Annotated in this window: 17 protein-coding genes; 10 read left to right on the top strand and 7 right to left on the bottom strand. The window is 66.8% G+C overall.

Going from position 1 to position 16,614, the window contains the following annotated elements:
* The first annotated feature begins 500 nt into the window (after positions 1–500).
* Positions 501–1,910, top strand: a complete 1,410-nt coding sequence (gene sthA, locus U9979_RS04760; RefSeq protein ID WP_322778415.1) for a Si-specific NAD(P)(+) transhydrogenase — start codon at positions 501–503, stop codon at positions 1,908–1,910.
* On the opposite strand, the gene U9979_RS04755 is transcribed toward sthA, so the two are convergent.
* Positions 1,900–2,469, bottom strand: coding sequence for an NUDIX hydrolase (locus U9979_RS04755; RefSeq protein WP_322747653.1), 570 nt, complete (start codon positions 2,467–2,469; stop codon positions 1,900–1,902). The two genes, sthA and U9979_RS04755, sit on opposite strands and share 11 nt — an antisense overlap.
* 654 nt (positions 2,470–3,123) lie before the next feature.
* Between U9979_RS04755 and U9979_RS04750 the strand changes: the two genes are divergently transcribed.
* From U9979_RS04750 to U9979_RS04740, 3 genes are all read left to right on the top strand, one after another.
* Positions 3,124–3,438, top strand: a complete 315-nt coding sequence (locus tag U9979_RS04750; RefSeq protein WP_322747652.1) for a hypothetical protein — start codon at positions 3,124–3,126, stop codon at positions 3,436–3,438.
* A gap of 288 nt (positions 3,439–3,726) precedes the next feature.
* The gene (locus U9979_RS04745) at positions 3,727–4,392 is read left to right on the top strand and encodes a helix-turn-helix domain-containing protein (RefSeq protein ID WP_322747651.1); all 666 of its coding nucleotides are present in this window, start codon (positions 3,727–3,729) and stop codon (positions 4,390–4,392) included.
* Between the two features lie 116 nt (positions 4,393–4,508).
* Complete coding sequence (locus U9979_RS04740) at positions 4,509–4,925, top strand: hypothetical protein (protein ID WP_416219431.1); 417 nt, start codon at positions 4,509–4,511, stop codon at positions 4,923–4,925.
* Here U9979_RS04740 and U9979_RS04735 read toward each other — a convergent pair.
* Entirely contained in the window at positions 4,855–5,328 is a 474-nt protein-coding gene (locus U9979_RS04735) for an SRPBCC family protein (RefSeq protein WP_322778414.1), read from the bottom strand. The genes U9979_RS04740 and U9979_RS04735 overlap by 71 nt on opposite strands.
* A gap of 298 nt (positions 5,329–5,626) precedes the next feature.
* Between U9979_RS04735 and U9979_RS04730 the strand changes: the two genes are divergently transcribed.
* The 4 genes from U9979_RS04730 (at position 5,627) to U9979_RS04715 (ending at position 7,196) form a co-directional block, all read left to right on the top strand.
* Complete coding sequence (locus U9979_RS04730) at positions 5,627–5,893, top strand: hypothetical protein (protein ID WP_322778413.1); 267 nt, start codon at positions 5,627–5,629, stop codon at positions 5,891–5,893.
* Entirely contained in the window at positions 5,893–6,306 is a 414-nt protein-coding gene (locus tag U9979_RS04725) for a type II toxin-antitoxin system VapC family toxin (RefSeq protein ID WP_322778412.1), read from the top strand. The genes U9979_RS04730 and U9979_RS04725 overlap by 1 nt, the downstream gene beginning before the upstream one ends.
* A 362-nt stretch (positions 6,307–6,668) precedes the next feature.
* Positions 6,669–6,863, top strand: a complete 195-nt coding sequence (locus U9979_RS04720; RefSeq protein WP_322747647.1) for a hypothetical protein — start codon at positions 6,669–6,671, stop codon at positions 6,861–6,863.
* Positions 6,864–6,905: 42 nt separating this feature from the next.
* Positions 6,906–7,196, top strand: coding sequence for a hypothetical protein (locus U9979_RS04715; RefSeq protein ID WP_322752682.1), 291 nt, complete (start codon positions 6,906–6,908; stop codon positions 7,194–7,196).
* 18 nt (positions 7,197–7,214) lie between these two features.
* On the opposite strand, the gene msrA is transcribed toward U9979_RS04715, so the two are convergent.
* From msrA to U9979_RS04700, 3 genes are all read right to left on the bottom strand, one after another.
* Positions 7,215–7,877: a peptide-methionine (S)-S-oxide reductase MsrA gene (gene msrA / locus U9979_RS04710; RefSeq protein ID WP_322747662.1), complete on the bottom strand. Its 663-nt coding sequence runs from the start codon at positions 7,875–7,877 to the stop codon at positions 7,215–7,217.
* A gap of 190 nt (positions 7,878–8,067) precedes the next feature.
* Positions 8,068–9,360 carry a PhoH family protein gene (locus tag U9979_RS04705; protein ID WP_322778411.1) on the bottom strand — a complete coding sequence of 431 codons (1,293 nt, stop codon included), beginning with the start codon at positions 9,358–9,360 and terminating at the stop codon, positions 8,068–8,070.
* A 628-nt stretch (positions 9,361–9,988) separates the two neighbouring features.
* A complete protein-coding gene (locus U9979_RS04700; protein WP_322747644.1) occupies positions 9,989–11,812 on the bottom strand; it encodes a phosphoenolpyruvate carboxykinase (GTP) in 1,824 nt (607 codons plus the stop codon).
* A 347-nt stretch (positions 11,813–12,159) separates the two neighbouring features.
* Here U9979_RS04700 and trhA point away from each other — a divergent pair, with 347 nt between their 5' ends.
* Positions 12,160–12,843, top strand: a complete 684-nt coding sequence (gene trhA / locus U9979_RS04695; protein WP_322747643.1) for a PAQR family membrane homeostasis protein TrhA — start codon at positions 12,160–12,162, stop codon at positions 12,841–12,843.
* A 186-nt stretch (positions 12,844–13,029) separates the two neighbouring features.
* Here trhA and U9979_RS04690 read toward each other — a convergent pair whose 3' ends face one another.
* Positions 13,030–13,590: a hypothetical protein gene (locus U9979_RS04690; protein WP_322747642.1), complete on the bottom strand. Its 561-nt coding sequence runs from the start codon at positions 13,588–13,590 to the stop codon at positions 13,030–13,032.
* A 105-nt stretch (positions 13,591–13,695) separates the two neighbouring features.
* Positions 13,696–15,717, bottom strand: a complete 2,022-nt coding sequence (locus tag U9979_RS04685) for a thioredoxin domain-containing protein (RefSeq protein ID WP_322778410.1) — start codon at positions 15,715–15,717, stop codon at positions 13,696–13,698.
* Positions 15,718–15,793: 76 nt separating this feature from the next.
* Here U9979_RS04685 and U9979_RS04680 point away from each other — a divergent pair, with 76 nt between their 5' ends.
* Positions 15,794–16,579, top strand: coding sequence for a rhomboid-like protein (locus tag U9979_RS04680; RefSeq protein ID WP_322778409.1), 786 nt, complete (start codon positions 15,794–15,796; stop codon positions 16,577–16,579).
* Positions 16,580–16,614 lie beyond the last annotated feature (35 nt).

Below are 16,614 nucleotides of genomic sequence, written 5' to 3'. Positions count from 1 at the left end.
CCAAGGCCTCCGAGTGCGCGAAAAACATGATCGCGCACTCTTCGGCCACACGACTCACCCGTAGAAACCCCAAGGGAGATATACCCTCGCCGATTTCCGGTCCGAAACATTTCCTCCGGGTCAGCGCCCGCTCGGACCCCGCACCGGTGCGATCACAGCGGCCGGGAAGGCGCCGGACCGTTCGTGGCCGGCGAACGGCGGGGGCCGTGGAAGACCCCCCAGCAAGCCCCCACGACCCCCGCACCCGGTTCAACGACACGATCCGGCGGAGGTTACGGGCAGTCGGAAGATTTTTTCGGCTGCGCCGGACGGATCCCCCCGCCCCGACCCGTGAACACCGAGCGCGTCCATGTCATCACCCGAAACGGGCTGTGCTGCCCGCCGGTGCGAAGGACCCTCGCGAAGAAGAAGTAACAACCTGGCGATTGAGGTGTCGCGGGCCTCCCGGCCGGATAGCCTCACAGTAATCGATCGTGGGGCTTTTACGTGAGGAGGTGACGATGTACGATTACGACCTCCTCGTCATCGGGTCGGGTCCGGGTGGGCAGAAAGCGGCTATCGCCGCCGCTAAGCTGGGCCGTCGGGTGGCGATCGTCGACCGTCGTGACATGGTCGGCGGAGTCTGTATCAATACCGGCACAATCCCGTCGAAAACGCTGCGCGAGGCTGTGCTCTACCTCACCGGCATGACTCAGCGGGAGATGTACGGGCAGAGTTACCGACTCAAGGACGACATTACGGTCGGCGACCTGTCCTCACGCACGCAGCATGTCATCGGACGTGAGATCGACGTCATTCGCAGCCAGCTCAGCCGCAACCGGGTCACCCTGCTCATCGGTACGGCGAGCTTCATCGACGCGCACACAATCAGCATCAAGGGTACCGACGAGGTCGACGAGCGGCGGGTCCACGCGGAAAAGATCATCATTGCGACCGGAACGCGGCCGGCCCGGCCGGACACGGTCGACTTCGACGGCCGCACCGTGGTCGACAGTGACCAGATCCTGGCCCTCGACAAGATTCCCGGCTCCATGGTTGTGGTCGGTGCCGGTGTGATCGGTATCGAGTACGCATCCATGTTCGCGGCGCTCGGTACGAAGGTGACAGTGGTCGAACGCAGGGACCGGATGCTCGACTTCTGCGACGTCGAGGTAGTCGAAGCTCTTAAATATCATCTGCGAGACCTTGCCGTAACATTCAGATTCCGCGAGTCGGTGGTGTCGGTGGGACGCCACAACGGCGGGACGTTGACGTTGCTGGAGAGCGGCAAGAGGCTGCCCGCGGACACCGTCATGTACTCGGCCGGTCGCCAGGGGCTCACCACGGCGCTGAACCTCGCCAACGCGGGTCTGAGCGCCGACAACCGCGGTCGGATCAAGGTGGGTTCGGATTTCCGGACCGAGATGGCTCACATCTACGCAGTCGGGGATGTCATCGGCTTCCCCGCCCTGGCCGCGACATCCATGGAGCAGGGCCGGCTCGCCGCCTACTCGGCCTGCGGCGAGGACGTTCATGTGATGCGGCACGACCTGATGCCCATCGGTGTCTACACCATCCCCGAGATCTCCTATGTCGGCAGCACCGAGGACGAGCTCACCGAACGGGCCGTGCCGTTCGAGGTGGGGATTGCCCGCTACCGGGAGCTGGCCCGAGGCCAGATCGTCGGAGATTCCTACGGCATGCTGAAACTCCTGGTCAGTTCAATCGACCGCAAACTGCTCGGCGTACACGTCTTCGGCACCGGTGCCACCGAGCTCGTCCACATCGGCCAGACCGTGATGGGCTGTGACGGCACGATCGACTACCTGGTCGACGCCGTGTTCAACTATCCGACACTAGCCGAGTCCTACAAGGTGGCCGCATTGGACGCGATGAACAAGATGCGCGCCATCGCCCGCTTCAGCGGCTGACGCGCGCCCACCCGGATCGGGCGCTGTGGACGCGCAGCTTGTCCCCCAGGATGCCGGGGAGTTCCTCGAGGAGTATCCATCGGTGATCGGAGATCTCCCCTGAAGGTAGACATACCGTTACATCTGGAACATGTAGAACAAAACGAACATCATAGTGTATATGGGCAGGTTCATCCCAGGCACTGTCCGCCGGGATGATGTGCGCCTCAATATCCACCGGTCGGGCGGTGTCCGGAATCACAACGTTCGTGGCGATTCCGGTCTCCCGGGCAAGCTGACGCAGTGCTGTGCCGAACAGGGACCGATCGACTGCCTCGACATGCCCCCCGGGAAGCAGCCAGCGGGCCAGGCGCCGATGGTGGATATGCAACACCCGCCAGTCGGATGTGACCACGACCGCACGGCACGTGACATGCCCCGGCATCGTAGCGCGATCGGTCACCGAACTCGGCCCGGCCATCGCGGCCAGCACCAGGGGACCCACCGTCTCAAGTTCGCCCGGGTTTTCCTCAAGGTAGTTGAGAACCACCCCGGCGACCGCATTGTTGCTCACTGCCACGGCACATCACAGTACCGGCGAGAAGCCGCTCCGGGATGACTGGGGGCGTGTCGGACGCTGCCGTTTCCATCATGTTCACGAGGTCCACCGCGGCTACCGGGCCCGAATGGAGCTGGCACATCCCAGCGACCGCACGCGTTTACCCATGAAGCTGCCCGGTGTGAAACGACTCCGGGAGTCGCACCCGGCGCTCCCGTGTCGCCAGACCGACAGGATCCCGTCCGTGTTCCGGGCCTGGGGCCTGGGGCCTGGGGGGCCTTCGGCGCTGACAGCCCGACGACAACCGGGGCGATCTGTCGGATGTGCCGCCTATGGTGTGGTGACCGGCACCAGTGGTGCAAGCCACACTGGTCCGGCCGGCGGATCCAGGTGACCGGGGGCGGTCACGCATCGCGTGTCTACGTCCCCGGGTCCATGAAGGGGGAGATCAGGTTGGGCGCTCGCGAGGGTCTGGCAGGTTCGGCCCGATCCGGCCGGTACCGGATGGCGGCGGCAGCCGCGGGCGCAGGCCTGGCCCTGCTGCTTCTCGGGGCATGTGATGGATCATCGAATGTCGGCGGGACAACATCGTCGGCAGGCTCCTCAACCGGGGCGAACTCGTTGCCGACAAGCTTGCCGACGGCCTTTCCGACATCGCTGCCCGGTGGCCAGCATGTGACCGACGGGGCCGATGCCCTCAAGGAGCCGAACGTACCGGCCGGCTTCCCGATCCCGCCGGGCGCCAAGGTCAATGGCGGCACGGCCGGCACCAGCCAGTCCACCGTGGCCTTGACCGGTGTGTCCGACACGGCGGTGGCGAAATTCTACCGCACGGCGCTGCCAGCGGCCGGTTACACCATCACCAGCGACAACCAGATTCCCGGCCTGGCCACGGCCATGGGATTCAGCGGTCACGGCGTGACCGGCACCATCGACGCGGCCGGCGTCGGCTCGGCCAACGGCGCGATCATCACCTTCCGTAAGGAGTAGGTGGCGACTGAGGTACGAGAGACGGAGCCGAGGCTGCTCGGCTCACGGCACCTGGCCGCATCCGGCAGGCCTGCACCCAGGAGGCCTGCACCCGCAACTGTTTGACTTGGCGCCGACACCAGGGCAGATTACGTTATAGTCGAAATTAGGCTATAAATTGCTAAATGGTGGCCGATGTTGGTTGACCACCGAGCGGCTGACGCCGTGCCGCGACGACCCGCGGCCGGCTCCGCTCGGTGGGTCCTCCAGCTGACTCCAGCGTTACTGGACATCGTCGGAGCACGCCGGATGACTGACCCCGCCAGGCACCGCAGGTACCGCTCCCCGCTTCGCACCGAGCAGGCTCGTCAGACCCGGCTACGCATCCTGGAAGCGGCCAGAGAGCTCTTCCGTGCGCAGGGCTACGCACCAACAACGATCAGCACAATCAGCAAGGCGGCCGGTGTCGCACCCGACACCGTTTATGACGCCTTCCGGTCCAAGCGTGGGCTGCTCAAGGAACTGCTGGGCCTCAGCGGCACGCAACATGCGGATGACATCCGGGATCACGCGATGCCGGGCCGGGTGGAACCGCCCGCGATCCGCCAGGAAACCGATCAACGACGGCAGATCGCGATGTTCGCCGCGGACGCCTCCCACCAGCTCGAACGTCTGCGGCCCCTCGATGACATCCTGCGCGGTGCGGCCGCCACCGACCGTGAAATGGCGGCTTTCCGGGAAAACCAGCAGCTCGGTCAGCGGCGGCAGACGATGACGACCGTGGCACTCTGGATCTCTGAACACGGACCCCTGCGTGACGGGATGCCGGTCGATCAGGCAGCCGCGGTGATCTGGACGCTCACCGCGCCGGAGGTTCACCACATGCTGCGCGTGATCTGGCAGTGGACCGCGGAACAGTACGAGACCTGGCTGGGCCGGACGCTCACGGACACGCTGCTTCCCCGATCACTGTAGAACGCTGGGGCACACAGGAAACGCACAGATGACACCCACCGTGCTCGGCGACCTGCGCACCCATCTCGCCGTGCACGGCCCGTTGCCCTATCGCGGCAGCCAGCGGTAAGGACACGTTGCTCCTGCGCACATCACCACATCTTGTGCTCGACGGCATCCAACTGGCCGCCGAGGCCGTCAACGCGACGCAGGCGTTTCTGTGCACGCATCATGATCACATGGCCGGCCGGACCGACACGCCGTACAGGCAGCTGCATGCCGCCCTGGACGAGCGCGCCACCGCCAGCGTCGACCGGATCCCGGTAGGGCTGTTCCCCGTCCCCCCGAGGTTTCTCGCCGGTGAGGCGACCGCCCTGGTCAACACGATCAACGGCGGGGAAGCCATCCCCCGGTTCACCCCGCCGGCGAGTGTCCGACGCCGGCGCTGGCGCTGCTCCCGGCCGGCGAACCGTGACCGGCGGTTCAGGCGGCAGGCGACGGCGGGCCCGCGCCGGAAACCGCAACCCTGGCGAGGCGGCGGGCCAACCCGGTGATGAACAACCTCGCGCCGAGGGCCACCACGGCGCCCGTGCCGGGCACCAGCGGAACAAAACTACCCTGCCAGATGATCTGGGTACCACCGCTGTCCAACGGAGACAGATCAACCGTCCCGAGGTAGTCCCGGACCGGCAGCCCCCAATGAATCCGGTAGGCGTGCCGGTGACCCGGCACGTACTCGACGATCTCCTCCCGGGCGTACAGCGGCGGCCGACCGAGCCGACGCACCGCGCCCACGCCACCCGGCGCGGGCGTACCCTCCCGCTCCCACCAGGACCGCGACACGAGCGGACCCGCCCACCGCGACCAGCCCGCGCCGTCCGCCAGCAGATCGAACACCGCCGACGGCGACGCCGCCGACGTCTGGGTCACCATGAACACACGGCGCCGACCGCTCATGACCCGTCCACGGCTGGTTGCCGCACTGGTACTCCGCGGCCGATTTCGATCACCGGGGTCAGCGGCACCAATATCGATCTCATACTCTTACTCTTCATCAACTGCGCACACAGCGCAAGAAACCACGCGGGTCTGGCACGGATGACCCATCGACAAGGCGTCGGTACCCGTGCATCTCAGTGGTCGGCGGTCGACGCTCCCGTGTGACACCGACCGGCCCACGGCCCAGACGAGACGAGACGATCGACAGCACTTGGTACCAGTTCAGTACTGAACTGGTACCGTCAAGGGCATGGCCATGAATCTCCGGCTCAACGCAGACACCGAGATCGCGCTACGCGCATGCGCCGAACAGACCGGCCGATCCCAGCAGGAAATCGTACGGGATGCAGTAGATCGATACCTCAACGCCGCGAACGTCGAGCGCCACCTACCACGTGACCGGCGGATCGATTCCGGCACGCTGCTCCCGCCTCGCACGCCGTACCGTCGAACGACGCCGACCCTGACCGTTCCGGACGGCACGACAACTCTCGATCTACTCGATCGCAGCGACCGAATCTGATGCGCGTATACGTCGACAGTAGTGCTCTGATCAAGCGAGTCGCGATCGAAGCGGAATCCACCACGCTGGTGGCGACACTCGACCGTTATTACGCGGACCGAGACTTACTGATCTCATCTTCGCTGGCATGGATCGAGGTCATCCGGGCTCTTCATGCACGGGCACTGTCGCCCTTCGCAACCGCGACCGTTCACGCGGACGCCGCGATGTCAGGCATTGCCGAACACCCCATCTCGCCGGAGGTCGTCAGCCTTGCGCGTCGAATTCGGCCACCGGTTCTCAGGTCGCTCGACGCGATCCACCTCGCGTCCGCGCTGTTGGTCGACGCGGATCACATGGTGACCTATGACGCCCGGCTCGCGGCTGCCTGCACGGAGAATAGTCTGGTCGTCACGTCCCCGGGACGGGCCTGACCACGGTCACCTGCAGCCGCGCTTCGCCACCGGATCGGCGGCACGCCAGCTGGCGGAGAACCGATGCCTCAGCCGGCGTCGGCCCCTGCCACGCCGACCGGGCACGACTGGCCGGTGCCCACGAGCATCCGCCTATGTGACCCCTGCACCACGACAGTGGAGTCCCGCGTGCCCCCCGGGGGCGCTGGTCTGCAGCCACGAACGCGCCCGGTGGTTGGCCGTGGTAGACCACACACAGACGGGCAGCCGTAGCTCACCCCGCGCGGTTCTTGTAAGTGCTGGCATGTGCGGGCATGCTTTGAAGGGCACTGTGAAGCAGTCATCGAAGGACCTGGACTGACTCCGGGGAGGCGAAGCGGGAAGTGACGCAACCCAGCGCTTGGCCGTACCCCGAGCCGTACGAATGGGTCGATGCGCCAGACCCCGCCACGCAGCAGGCGATCGACGAAGCGTACGAGGACCTCGCCGCGGGACGATCGGTCATCTGTACCAGTGATGCCGCGTTCGACGCACTCCTGCACGAGCTGTCCACATCCCCGCGGTCGAAGGCAAGCTGACCCCTCGCAGGAGCGCTCACTCTTCGTCCTACTGTTGTGACCGTGCCCACATACGAGCCGGTTGCCCGCTTCCTCGCGGAGTTCCATCGGCTCTCCCCCGCGCACCAGACCGCCTTCCTGCGCGCTGTCGGGCTGTTCCGTGAGGGACTGGAGTCGGGCTCGTTCCATCCGAAGCTGCGGGTGAAGGGTTACAAGTCCGAGTCCGGGATGTTCGAGATGACGTGGGCGCCCGACGGCCGGGCACTGTGGCGGTACGGCGACCCGATCCCGGGTAAGCCTGGCCCGCACATCATCTGGTTGCGGATCGGCACCCACGACATCTTCGAACGGTAGAGGCGTCGCGGACTGCGATCAACCGGCGTCGGCCCCTGCCACGCCGACCGGGCACGACTGGCCGGTGCCACTCAACCCGCAGTAGCCGTTGGGGACCTTGTGCAGGTACTGCTGGTGGTACTCCTCAGCGAAGTAGAATGGACCGGCCGGGGCGATCTCGGTGGTGATCGGGCCGAAACCGGCCTTGTCCAGGACTGCCTGGAAGGCGTCCCGGCTACGCTGCGCCGCAGCACCCTGCTCGTCGGAGAACGTGTAGATCGCCGAACGGTACTGGGTGCCGACGTCGTTACCCTGGCGCATCCCCTGGGTCGGGTCGTGCGCCTCCCAGAAGACCTTCAGCAGGTCCTCGAAGCTCACCACCGCCGGGTCGAACACGACCGCAACAGCCTCGGTGTGCCCGGTCAGGCCTGAACACGTCTCCTCGTACGTCGGGTTCGGGGTGATTCCGCCCGCGTACCCGACCGCGGTCGAGTACACCCCGGGGATCTGCCAGAACGTCCGCTCCGCACCCCAGAAACAGCCGAGCCCGAACACCACGGTCGCGAAACCCGTGGGGACGGGACCCCGCAACGGTGTGCCGAGGACCGCGTGCCGATCCGGTATCGCAAAAGACGCTTCCGCACGGCCGGGCAGTGCCTGCGCGGCCGTGGGCAGCGTCGGCTTGTGGCGAGCGAAGAGCATGTCGAGCACCTCCGGGACCCCTGAAAGCCTGTCCATGTCGTCAACCACGGCCATCCCCGGTACGTTCCCCGACTACCGCGGTTGACCACTACCGCGGTTGACGACTGACGCGGTTGACGACTGACGCCGTCCACGCCGGACCCGGGCAGCCTGACTGCCGGGTCCGGCGTCCACGCCGCCCTCTGGCGGGCTACAGGACGAGATCCTCCAACATCGTCGTGACCAGTGCGGCGATCGGCGAACGCTCCGAACGGGTGAGGGTGACATGCGCGAACAGCGGATGCCCCTTGAGGGTCTCGATCACGGAGGCAACTCCGTCATGCCGACCAACCCGCAAGTTGTCACGCTGAGCGACGTCATGCGTGAGGACCACCCGCGATCCCTGGCCCAACCTCGACAGCACGGTAAGCAGCACCCCGCGCTCGAGCGACTGCGCTTCGTCCACGATGACGAACGCGTCGTGCAGCGACCGGCCACGGATGTGGGTGAGCGGGAGCACCTCCAGCATCCCGCGATCGGCGATCTCTTCGATGACGTCCTGGGAGACCAGCGCGCCGAGGGTGTCGAAGACGGCCTGTGCCCAAGGCGCCATCTTCTCGTTCTCGCTGCCCGGCAGATAGCCGAGGTCCTGACCGCCGACGGCGTACAACGGCCGGAACACCACGACCCGACGATGCAGCCCCCGTTCCATCACCGCCTCGAGCCCTGCGCACAGCGCCAGCGCGGACTTTCCGGTACCGGCCCGCCCACCGAGAGAGATGATCCCGATGTCGGGATCGAGGAGCAGATCCAGCGCGACGCGTTGCTCCGCGGAGCGTCCGTGCAGGCCGAAGGCCTCCCGGTCACCCCGGACGAGGCGCACCTTCTTGTCCGGGGTGACCCGTCCAAGAGCCGACGCACTGCCGCCGGAAGCGGTGAGGACCAGACCGGTGTGGCAGGGCAGCCCGGTCGCCTCGGCGATCTCAACAGTCTCCCGAGCGTAGAGCCGATCAAGATCCTCCTGGGAGACTGCGAGCTCGGCCATGCCGCTCCAGCCCGAATCCACCGGACTCTGCGCCCGGTACTCCTCGGCGGCAAGCCCCACCGCGGACGCCTTCACGCGCAGCGGCAGATCTTTCGTGACGAGAACAACGTCGTTGCCCTCCCGAGCCAGGTTGAGCGCGACAGCCAGAATTCGCGAGTCATTGTCATCCACCCGAAACCCCGGTGGGAGCACCGAGGGGTCGCTGTGGTTTAGTTCAACCCGCAGGGTTCCACCGTCGTCCAACGGCAACGGTTGATCCAGCCGACCATGGCGGATTCGGAGGTCGTCAAGGAGACGAAGGGCTTCACGGGCGAACCAACCCAGTTCCGGGTGGTGCCGCTTACCTTCCAACTCCCCTACGACAACCAGAGGAAGCACAACATTGTGCTCCGCAAAGCGCAGCAGCGCACCAGGATCGGACAAGAGCACGCTTGTGTCGACGACATGCGTTCGTGGCACACGCCCACCCGCTTACTCGGAGGAAGTCCGGGACAGGGCCCCACAGGAGGCCGGGTCCCGGCCTCCTTACGTTGTCGCGAATGCGGCACCGAGGGGCCTCCCGAGTGGTCCAGCCCAGTGCCGGACCACAACTTGAGCCAACTGGATCCATCCCGACGGATCGCCGTTCGGTAACGTCCGTCAGTGGAACCCAGGCTCACACGTTAGCTCCCCCGCCTGGAAAGCGCGACCATTTTCGCACAACACGCTCGGCAACAGTCACCGGCCATAAGGTGATGGCGCACGAAACCGCCTGCCCCCCAGACAGAACAGGTTGATCGTCTAATCCGATCGAACGGTCTTGGACAACGATGTGGTCCGCTGTTCAGATGACGGCCACCACCACAGCGGACGGCGGGTGGCCGATCGCGGGTGCGTCGCCGCCGCGACCAGAACGACGACGGTCGGACCTGCGTCCGTGGTACATACCGGACACTGATCCGACCGTCATCCGCCGCATGCAGCATGACCGCCGAGACGATCAGCCATGATCATAAAAAGTCGTCACGAAGGTGGCGGTGCCCACGGCGTGGCAATGGCCACCACGACATCCTGTCAAAGAGCTGCGCAGCCGGTCCGCGGCCCGTCGTCAGTCCTTGAGTCGGGCGACCAATGCCTCCTGTTCGGCCCACAGCTCGACCGGCAGCCCGTCCCCAAAGGTCTGATAGTGATCGGGGATCAGCTCCGCCTCCCGCTTCCAGACCTCGGTGTCGAGGGTGAGCAGCTCGGCGAGCTCCTCCGGCGCGACGTCCAGCCCATCGGTGGGCAGGGCCTGCGCCGTGGGCAGGACGCCCAGCGGTGTCTCCACCCCGTCCGCCTGCCCTTCGAGCCGCCCGACGATCCAGGCCAGAACCCGGCTGTTCTCGCCATAGCCCGGCCACATGAACCGGCCCTGCGCGTTCTTCCGGAACCAGTTGACATAGTAGATCCGCGGTAGCTTCGCCTGGTCGGCCTTGCGACCCATCGCCAACCAGTGCGCGAAGTAGTCGGCCATGTTGTAGCCACAGAACGGCAGCATCGCGAACGGGTCGCGCCGCAGCTTACCGATCGCTCCGGCCTGCGCCGCGGTCGTCTCGGACGCCACGATCGAACCGAAGAACACCCCGCGCTGCCACGTCGGTGCCTCGGTCACCAGCGGGACCGCGGTCGCCCGACGTCCACCGAACAGGATGGCCGAGATCGGGACACCCTTCGGGTCCTCCCACTCCGCCGCGATCGTCGGGCACTGGCTGGCGGGCACCGTGAAGCGGGCGTTGGGGTGAGCGGCCGGTTCGGTGGCCTCCGGCGTCCAGTCGCGACCCAACCAGTCGATGAGGTGCGCGGGCTTGTCCCTGGTCAGCCCCTCCCACCAGACGTCACCGTCGTCGGTGCGGGCGACGTTGGTGAAGACCGTGTTGCCCCACAGCGTCTCGATGGCGTTCGGGTTGGTATCGACGCCTGTGCCCGGTGCCACGCCGAAGAAGCCAGCCTCAGGGTTCACCGCGTACAGCCGGCCGTCATCCCCGAAGCGCATCCAGGCGATGTCGTCACCGACGGTCTCCGCCTTCCAGCCCGGCAACGTCGGAATGATCATCGCGAGGTTGGTCTTGCCGCAGGCCGACGGGAAGGCCGCCGCGACGAAGTGGACCTTGCCCGCCGGTGAGGTCAACTTGAGAATCAGCATGTGCTCGGCCAGCCAGCCCTCATCGCGGGCCATTACCGAGGCAATCCGCAGTGCATAGCACTTCTTGCCCAACAGGGCGTTCCCGCCGTAACCGGACCCGAACGACCAGATCTCCCGGGTCTCGGGGAAATGCGTGATGTACTTCGTCGAGTTGCACGGCCACGGGACATCAGCCTGACCCGGCTCGAGCGGCGCGCCCAGAGAATGCACGCATGGGACGAAGAATCCGTCCACGCCCAGCTGTTCGAGGGCGGGGGTTCCCATTCGGGTCATCGTCCGCATCGACGCGACAACATACGGCGAGTCAGTAATTTCAACGCCAAGAGCGGAAATCCGCGAGCCTAGCGGGCCCATACAGAAGGGCACGACATACATCGTGCGCCCGCGCATACTGCCCGCAAACAGGACATGCAGCTTCGCCCTCATCTCAGCCGGATCGAGCCAGTTGTTGGTCGGCCCGGCGTCCGCACGGTCACGCGAGCAGATGTATGTGCGGTCCTCAACCCTGGCAACGTCTGTGGGATCGGAAGCCGCGAAAAAACTACCTGGCCGCTTCTCGTCGTCCAGCGGCACAAAAGTACCCTTGTCGACCAGCAACCGCGCGAGTTCCGCGTACTCCGCATCAGAGCCGTCACACCATTGGATGCGCTCCGGTCGGGTGAGTTCGGCGATCTCGCGCACCCAGGCAATCAGCCCGGTATGCCTGGTCGGGGCAGCGTCCAGCCCCGGAATCTGCGTCGCGGTCGTCACAGCTCCCACCTCCGCTTGAGTTGAGCCCACCACGGCCTCGCCGTGCCGCCACACGTCCCCGCCATGACAGACCCACTCGTGCCCGGGATCGTGGAACGCGGAACGCATGCGTAGTGAACCCGCAACAACGTGCCGACACCCCACCGTCCACTACATAGCGGGTCCACCACGGCTCGGGTGATTCGAGGCCGGGTACAGGATCTTTTGACTCTACCGTGGGAGCTTCTGACAGTCGCGCGGTCGAACTGCCCCACAGCGAGGTAGATCCGTCACGCTCCGGAACTGAACGCGGTGCGCGACATTGGCGGTGGGTAGTAAGGAGAGTGGTCGCAAGATACGGTAACCAGGTGACCACAACGGCACCCGGACACGACTTCGGCAACCATCCCCACGACCTGGTGCGACCACGGATGCGTGGGTGGCTACATGCCGGCGCGTTCCCGGTCAGTGTGGCACTCGGCGTAATCGCCGTGGCTCTGGCAAGCACGTTCCGCGCACGGCTGGCCGTCGGCATTTATGCGCTGAGCATCGCCCTTCTGTTCGGCACCAGCGCGCTTTACCACCGAAAAATGTGGTCGACGTCACGTTCCCGCTCGCTGATGAAGCGACTCGACCATTCAATGATCTTTGTTTTCATCGCCGGGACGTACACACCGCTGACCTTGCTGGCGCTGCCACCGAGGACCTCGCGGACCATACTCACGATCGTCTGGAGCGGCGCAGCGGTCGGGATCGGACTGCGGATGCTCTGGCTGCACTCGCCCCGCTTCCTGATGGTCCCGCTGTACATCGCCCTGGGCTGGGTGGCGGTCTTCGTCATACCGCAGCTGCTGCACACCGCGGGCGTGACAACGCTGGTTCTGATCGTCGTCGGCGGCGTCCTCTACAGCATCGGGGCGATCGTCTATGCGACCCGACGACCGAACCCGGCCCCGGAGACGTTCGGGTACCACGAGGTTTTCCATGCGTTCACGATCGTCGCGGCGGCGTGCCATTACATCGCCGTCATCTTCGCCATCTATGCGACCTGACCGGGTAATCAGGTGATCAGGAAATTGCCGTCACCGGTCGCCGGCGGGGCAACTCCATAGCCAAGGGGACACAAACCCGGGGCGAAACCAAACCACGAGGCTTGTCCGGGGGCGCCGTCGCAACAATCGACGGCGCCCCCGGACGCGCCGGTGAAAATTACCCGCTGCCGGATGTCGGCCGGATTCTCACAGTTCAGGCCCGTCGGCGCGAACCTGCTCGACCTTCGCCATGGCCTCCCGCAGGCGGGCGAGCCACGGCTGGGCATTCTCACCGACGAGGCGGACGCACCACGCGAGCGCGTCGCTGCGGCTGCGCGCGACGCCCGAGTCGACCAGAGTGTCAAGAACATGACGTTCTGGTTGCCGAAGCCTGGTCATTACCGGAACGGACAGCGTGGTGAACAACTCGGTCGTGCCGCCGGCCGTCACCCCCCACGCGACCTTGCGCAGATAACGCTCCTCCGCCTCTTGGGCGATCGCGATCCGGGCGTCCCTGGTCTGCTCGCGGAACCGCCGGATCCGACCGGACTCGGCGGCGGCCGCTGCGGCCTGATCGTCGGACTCCACCTCTGGAGCGGCAACCGTGCCCACGACAATGATCTCATCTCGATCCACCGTCACCGTGACCGGGTGGGTGAACCACTCATCGGGCAGTCGCCCCGTGAACCATGCCTGCGCATCGTCTGCGGAGGGCGCCTGCTCGCGCTCGCCCCACCGCCCGTGGCCGCGCCCGCGCGATCCTGCCATCCCGTGCCTCCTCGCCACCTGCTCTCGATGTGGGCTCCCGTACATCATGAACCTCCCGATTGATTACACACTTACATCTGATACACATGCAACGGTAGTCAGACATCAGACATTCCACGGTGGCGCTGGGGCGAGCGTGACGCCCAGTTGCTCACGCACGGCGTCGGCCGTGGTCGCGGGCCGCTCACACACGAAGCCTCGACACACGTAGACCCCGGCGGAGCCCCGTCCGCGCGTCAACGGTCCGGACGTCACCACGACCGCACCCGGCGCGGTGGCGAGCCGGGCCAGTCGTTCCAGATCCGGCCGGTCAACGACGGCCACCTCGGCCGGTCCGGCAAGCGATGCCTCGGCGACCGCACCGGCCCAGCCGGCAAAGGACGCGCTGAGGCCGAGCATCGGGGTGAGAACCTCCAGCGCCCGGTCGGACGCTTCGCGATGGTCGCGTGAACCTGTCAGCGCCGCATAGGTCAGCAGCGCGCCGGCGACCGCAGCCTGACCGGACGGCGTCGGCGAGTCCGCGGGGTCCCGCGGCCGGCGCAACAGCCGCTCGGCGTCATCGGCGGTGTCGTGGAAGCCACCGTCAGGCGCAGCGAAGTGCGCACGCACTACCTCGAGCAGGTCGCCCGCCCACGCCAGCCATCGCTCGTCGCCGGTGACCTGATGCAGGACGAGCAGGCCCTCGGCGACGTCCCCGTAGTCCTCCAGCACCCCAGCGTTCGTTCCGACCCGGCCGTGCCGACTGGTCCGCCGCAGCCGACCGTCCACCCAGTGGACGTCGAACAGCAGCGTGGCCGCCTCGACAGCCGCGGTCACCCAGGCCGGCTCCGCCAGCAGCGCGCCGGCCTCGGCCAGCGCGGCGATCGCCAGACCGTTCCAGGCGGCGACAATCTTGTCGTCACGGCCCGGCTGGGGCCGGCGCGCCCTGGCCGCCGCGAGTCGGGCCCGCACCCGGTCGAACCTCGAATGATCATCCGCGTCCACGGCCAGCGCAAGAACGGACGCCCCGTGCTCGAACGTCCCTGCCACGGTGACGCCGAACAGATCCGCGGCCCAGCCGCCGTCCTGCGGGCCGAGGATGTCGACAAGCTCACCCGGCGTCCAGACATAGGTGGCACCCTCCACACCGTGCGCACCGTCGACTCCCTGACCGGCGGGCAGGACGGTGTCGGCGTCCAGGGCGGAGGCGAACCCGCCTTGCGCGGTCCGCAGATCACTCAGCAGGAACGATGCGGTCTCCCGGGTGACCCGCTGTGCCAGGGCCGATCCGGTCGCCCGCCACAGATGCAGATACACCCGCAGCAGCTGGGCGTTGTCGTAGAGCATCTTCTCGAAGTGCGGGACGGTCCAGGTGGCGTCCACGCTGTAGCGGGCGAAGCCGCCCGCAAGCTGGTCGTAGATCCCGCCGCGAGCCATCCGCTCGCACGTGGACACGACCATGCGCAGACTCGCGCCGTCCCCGGTGCGCGCCCAGTGCCGCAGCAACATCTCCAACAGCGCGGACGGCGGAAACTTCGGTGCCGTCCCGAAACCGCCGTTGGCCTGGTCGAACGTGCGCCCGGCCTTTTCGACCGCGGCCGCCAGGAGCTCGGCCGTGAGCGTCGCCGGCGGCCCGCCTGCGGCGTCGGCCGCTGCGGAGATCTGGCGCACGATGTCCGCGCCGGACGCGGTCACCTCGTCCCGGCGCGTCCGCCAGGCGCTTGCCACCGCCTCCAGCAGCTGGCGGAACGATCCCATCCCCGCTCTCGGCGTCGGCGGGAAGTAGGTACCGGCGTAAAACGGCTCGCCCGCCGGGGTGAGGAAGACGGTCATCGGCCAACCGCCGTGGCCGGTGAGGGCAACGGTGACGTCCATGTAGACGGCGTCGACATCCGGCCGCTCCTCGCGGTCAACCTTGATGTTGACAAAGTGCTCGTTCATGACCGCCGCGGTGGTGGCATCCTCGAACGACTCGTGCGCCATGACATGACACCAGTGGCACGCCGCGTATCCCACGGACAGCAGGACCGGTACACCACGCTCGGTGGCCTCGGTGAACGCATCCGCGCCCCACGGCCACCAGTCGACCGGGTTGTCCGCGTGCTGGAGCAGGTACGGTGAGGTCTGGTCGGCAAGACGGTTCGGCATGTGGCCAGCATTCCCGTTGCCGGGGAAGTTTGGCCGGCTCCCAGACATTGAACCCTTTGTGGTGTATGCCCACCGGATGCTGTTCCGTGACGCCCGCAGCCTGCTCTCGCGGTCGCAGTCGCCGTTGCGGTCGCAGTCGCCGTTGCGGTCGCAGTCGCCGTTGCGGTCGCAGTCGCCGTTGCGGTGGCCCACGCCGCACGCCGGGCGGGACCTGCTCCGCCAGGCATGGCATACGGCACCATTAGCGATGATCTACATCGCCATCCTGGCGGTCACGTCGGCCGTCCTCGCGGTCGCCTACGCGCTCGACCCGGAGCTGCATCGCCACATCCTGGTGACCAGGTCTACCAACCTCAGCGGGCTGCGGACCCGTCCGCTCTACGTCCTGATGGCCAGCGCCTTCTGGCTGGAGAGCTTCACCTTCTTGCGGTCGGCCACCGCGGTTGCCGCAGTCCTCGGCCCGCTGGAGCGGGCGATCGGCTCCGGACCGGCACTCGGGGTCTTCGCGGCCGGCCACGTCGGAGCAAGTCTGATCGTCGCCGGTGGGCTGGCGGCGGGTCGAGCCGTACAGCTCGTCGACGATCGGGTCAGCGATACCATTGACGTCGGCACCAGTTACGGCATGATCGCCTGTGGGACGGTGCTCGCCGCCACGCTGCCGCCGGGCTGGCGGTGGCCGCTGACCGGTGGCCTGGCTGCCGGGCTCACTCTGGACATGGCGCGTGAACCCGACTTCACCGCCGCCGGCCACCTCGTCGCGGCGGCGCTGGGCCTGCTCTGCTCCCGCCATCTCGCCCACCGCTCAGCCCTTGTCTCCAGGCGCCGGATAGGCTCGAAACAACGATCGACACCCTCCGCGTGAGCCTTTCATCGGCATCGCCGTCCTGATCAACGGTA

Origin of the sequence: Protofrankia sp. Cas4 (genome assembly GCF_963555915.1) — a bacterium.
Classification (GTDB): Bacteria; Actinomycetota; Actinomycetes; order Frankiales; family Frankiaceae; genus Protofrankia.
The sequence above is the reverse complement of the archived record's forward strand: the minus strand, read 5'-3'. Positions and strand labels throughout refer to the sequence as shown.

Excerpts from the sequence above, each read along its gene's own strand:
- sthA (WP_322778415.1), top strand. The coding sequence starts at position 501 with ATGTACGATTACGACCTCCTCGTCATCGGGTCGGGTCCGGGTGGGCAG.
- U9979_RS04745 (WP_322747651.1), top strand. The coding sequence starts at position 3,727 with ATGACTGACCCCGCCAGGCACCGCAGGTACCGCTCCCCGCTTCGCACC.
- U9979_RS04735 (WP_322778414.1), bottom strand. The coding sequence starts at position 5,328 with ATGAGCGGTCGGCGCCGTGTGTTCATGGTGACCCAGACGTCGGCGGCG.
- U9979_RS04730 (WP_322778413.1), top strand. The coding sequence starts at position 5,627 with ATGAATCTCCGGCTCAACGCAGACACCGAGATCGCGCTACGCGCATGC.
- U9979_RS04725 (WP_322778412.1), top strand. The coding sequence starts at position 5,893 with ATGCGCGTATACGTCGACAGTAGTGCTCTGATCAAGCGAGTCGCGATC.
- msrA (WP_322747662.1), bottom strand. The coding sequence starts at position 7,877 with ATGCTCTTCGCTCGCCACAAGCCGACGCTGCCCACGGCCGCGCAGGCA.
- U9979_RS04690 (WP_322747642.1), bottom strand. The coding sequence starts at position 13,590 with ATGGCAGGATCGCGCGGGCGCGGCCACGGGCGGTGGGGCGAGCGCGAG.
- U9979_RS04685 (WP_322778410.1), bottom strand. The coding sequence starts at position 15,717 with ATGCCGAACCGTCTTGCCGACCAGACCTCACCGTACCTGCTCCAGCAC.
- U9979_RS04680 (WP_322778409.1), top strand. The coding sequence starts at position 15,794 with ATGCTGTTCCGTGACGCCCGCAGCCTGCTCTCGCGGTCGCAGTCGCCG.